The 3,553-nt window shown below is 43.7% G+C and carries 4 protein-coding genes; 3 read left to right on the top strand and 1 reads right to left on the bottom strand.

Annotated features, from left to right (window positions below; genetic code table 11):
- From WKI49_02165 to csm5, 3 genes are all read left to right on the top strand, one after another.
- A partial coding sequence (locus WKI49_02165; protein ID MEJ7621308.1) for a hypothetical protein occupies positions 1–348 on the top strand: 348 nt, incomplete at its 5' end.
- Positions 339–1,277: a type III-B CRISPR module-associated Cmr3 family protein gene (locus tag WKI49_02160; protein MEJ7621307.1), complete on the top strand. Its 939-nt coding sequence runs from the start codon at positions 339–341 to the stop codon at positions 1,275–1,277. The genes WKI49_02165 and WKI49_02160, both read left to right, overlap by 10 nt.
- Positions 1,271–2,329, top strand: coding sequence for a type III-A CRISPR-associated RAMP protein Csm5 (gene csm5, locus WKI49_02155; protein MEJ7621306.1), 1,059 nt, complete (start codon positions 1,271–1,273; stop codon positions 2,327–2,329). Before WKI49_02160 ends, csm5 begins: the two co-directional genes overlap by 7 nt.
- Here csm5 and WKI49_02150 read toward each other — a convergent pair.
- Positions 2,326–3,546: an NADP-dependent isocitrate dehydrogenase gene (locus tag WKI49_02150; GenBank protein ID MEJ7621305.1), complete on the bottom strand. Its 1,221-nt coding sequence runs from the start codon at positions 3,544–3,546 to the stop codon at positions 2,326–2,328. The two genes, csm5 and WKI49_02150, sit on opposite strands and share 4 nt — an antisense overlap.
- Between the last annotated feature and the right edge of the window lie 7 nt (positions 3,547–3,553).

The raw sequence follows: 3,553 nt of genomic DNA, 5'->3' as shown, positions 1-3,553 counted from the left end.
ACGGAGATAAAGACGGAAAACCAGATAAACAGGATAAACTCAAGGGCTAATCCCAGAAAGGTGGAAAGAGTGCCTGCGGGTGCGGTCTTTGTGGGTAGGATAGTCTTTAACTTATACAAAGAAGAGGACAAGAACCTTCTCTCTTTGCTTTTGCAGGGCATGAGGATGTTGGAGTATAACTATCTTGGTGGTTATGGTTCAAGGGGTTCTGGAAGGGTAAAGTTTGAAAAACTAAATGTGGAGTTCAAGTCCAAATCCGCTTACCTTGGCAAGGCTGAGCCTAAGAGGATAGAAGGCAAAAAACTTGAGGAAATAAGGGTAGAAGAGCTTCTTGAGCTATGCTCCTAACGCTTCTTTTTAAACCTCTTGGCTTTCTTAAGTCCTTACCGAACAGTCATACTTTCTTTGGAGCTTTTTGCTGGGGTCTGAGGCTTTTGTATGGAGAAGATAGGCTAAGGAGGTTCTTAGAAGACTACAAGAGCTCTCCACCTGTTATATTTTCCTCTCTCCTTTTCAGAGAAGGAGGAAAGCTATACTTTCCAAAGCCTGCGTCCCTTGGCTTAAAGATAGACCTAAGGAACTTAGATAATAGGGAATTTTCTGCATACAGAAAGTATAAAAAGCTAAAGTCTCTGAGCTTCGTTGCTGAAGAGGTCCTTAGGGACTTTCTTATGGGGAATGCCATAGACTACGAGAAACTTTTCCAAGAAGAGAAGAGTTTTTTTGCAAAGGCTTTGGTCCCTCATGCCAGCATAAATAGGCTCACAAGCACCACCACAGGAGGAGAACTTTTCTTTGAGAGCATATTTGCCACTGGGGAGTTTTGTCTTTTGGTAAAGATAAACCGTTGGGAATTTGAGGAAAAACCAGAGGAGCTTCTGCCTGCCATATATAACCTCTTGCCTTTGGGTGGCAACAAGTCTACTGGCATGGGGCTTTTTAATGTAAGCCTTTTAAAAACTCCAGAGTGGCTTTCACAGTATACGGAAAAGGCAGGGGACTATTTCTATAGCCTCTCGGACTTTTTCTACTCACAGAATATTGACCTGCAGGAAAGCTACTACGAGGTGGAAGTGAAAAGACCTGCGGTGGAAAACTACTTTGGAAGACATGGAAACCTCTTGTGGAAAAAGCCCATGCCTCTTATAAAGGCTGGTGCGGTTATGAAGGTAAGAGACAGCTCAGGCTACTACGGAAAATTGAAACAGATTTCTCACAACCTTTACCACTATGGATATGCCTTTCCTCTATACTTGAGAGGTGGAAAGCCATGTTAAACTTTAGCTTGGAAGTTCTAAGCCCAGTGCATATAGGAAGTGGAGAAAGGATTACCAAGTGGGAGTATACGATAAAAGATAACTTCCTTGAGGTTTATCCCTATCAACACTTGATAGCTCACCTTTTAGAGAAAAATCCCGCTTTCCTTCAAAACCTTAGAATCTTAATGCAAAACAAAGACTTTAGCCTCTCTATGCTAAAGGAGTTAGGGGTTGATGTGGGAAAGCCTCTCTATAGAATTGAGATAGTTGGTTCTCTAAAGACTAATGAGGTGGAGCTATTTATAAAGTCTCTTGGCATGCCTTATATACCCGGCAGTGAGTTAAAGGGTGCTCTAAGGACTGCCTATATGGGTGGTCTTTTGCTGGTGGATAAGGAATTGAGAGAGAGTATAAGGCTCATGCTAAGACAGAAGGTTAACAATAAAGGGGAGCTTGAAAAGTTTGGTTCAAAGGGTAAGGGCTTTGAAGAAAGCTTTTTTAATCCTGTGGGAAATATGGATGCCAAGTATGACCTTTTTAAGGCTATAGCCTTTCCTGACCTGTTTTTTGAGCTAAGAGACCTATGCGTAGAAGTGCCAAAGATGATAGGTTCAGATAAATCGCTTTACGCTTGCGAAGCTATAAAGGTGGGGACAAGGCTGGAGGGTAAACTCCTCATTGAGAGGTCTTTGATTGATAGGATGCTTCGCGTTGAAAAGTTAAATTACAAGCATTTGGACCTCAGTTGGGACAGGCTCAAAGAGCTTTCTAATAGCTTCTATAGTCTTGTTTTGGACTTGGAGATGGAATTTTTCAAGAATATGCCAGAGGTAAGGACACATCTACAAGAAATAAAAAGAAGGATGGAAGAGGGTATCTTGCTACGCATAGGAAAGCACCAGGGTTATCTTAGCACCACCATCATGGCGGTTTTCAAAAAGGAAGACCCTGAGCTTTTTGAAAGGGTTTATGATGCTTCTGTTTCACAAAGTAGAAAAGAAAAGCCAAAGACGAGGAGGATAAGCTCCAAAAACCTCACCTTTGGCTGGGTGCTTATAAAAAGGGTTTAAATCCTTTCCGCTATAGCCCTTGCAAACTCCATAGTTGAGAGTGCTTTGGCTTCTATGCCCATTTTCCTAAAACCGTTGGCTATGTCTGGTGTGCCAAGTTTGTCCTCTATGGCTTTTTTGACAGCCTTGTATATGAGCTCGCTTGCCTCTTTCCATCCAAGATATTCAAGCATCATAGCACCAGAGAGTGTAAGAGATAACGGGTTTGCAATGCCCTTGCCTGCAATATCGTAGGCGGTTCCATGCGTGCTTTCAAAAAGTGCATAGCCGTCGCCTATGTTCCCACTGGGGACAAAGCCAGGTCCACCCACCAAAGCGGACGCAAGGTCAGAGATATAGTCTCCGTTTAGGTTCTGTGTGATTATAACATCGTAGGCTTCTGGCTTTAGGACCAACTGCATAAGCATCTGGTCTGTTATAACCTTTACCAATAGGACTTGACCATCCTTTGGCTCTCCTTCTGTTATTACCCTTCCTTCAAACTCTGGCTCCTTTGCCACCTCAAAAGCCCAGTTCATAAAGGCACCTTCTGTAGCCTTCATTATATTGCCCTTACCCACCACCGCTACCACCTTCTTGTTGTTTTCAAGAGCCCACCTTAGAGCCTTTCTCACATGCCTTTTTGTTTTGAATTCGCTCATAGGCTTTACTGTTATTCCACAGTCCTCAGGCAGAGCATATTCAGAAACACCCATCTCCTTTATGAAAAACTCCCTAACCTTTTGTGTATTCTCCGCCTTTGGCATGTATTCTATGCTCATATAAACATCGTCAGAGTTCTCTCTAAAGATTGCCACGTTAACCCTTTCTGGGTTAGGAACGGGTGCGGGTTGCCCAAGCCAGTAAACTGGTCTTATAGCGGAGTAAAAGTCCATAGATTGACGTAGGACCGCATTAAGGGACTTTCCACCCTTGCCTACTGGCGTGCCAAGAGGTCCTTTTATGGAAACTATAGCTTGTTTGAGTATCTCAAGGGTCTCCTCTGGCATGCGTTTACCCGTTTTTTCTTCCGCCTTGTCTCCTGCCAAAAGCTCCACCCAGTATATCTTCCTGCTTCCACCGTAAGCCTTCTCTACCGCAGTGTTTACCACCTCTATCATGGCGGGAGCTATCTCTGGACCGATGCCATCACCCTCAATGTAGGGGATTATGGGGTTTGCTGGAACTTCAAGGCTCTTGTCCTCTTTTAGCCTTATAAACTGCCCCTCTTGGGGAATCCTTGCC

It is taken from the genome of Aquificaceae bacterium, assembly GCA_037722135.1.
GTDB classification, from domain to species: domain Bacteria; phylum Aquificota; class Aquificia; order Aquificales; family Aquificaceae; genus Pampinifervens; species Pampinifervens sericum.
The sequence above is the reverse complement of the archived record's forward strand: the minus strand, read 5'-3'. Positions and strand labels throughout refer to the sequence as shown.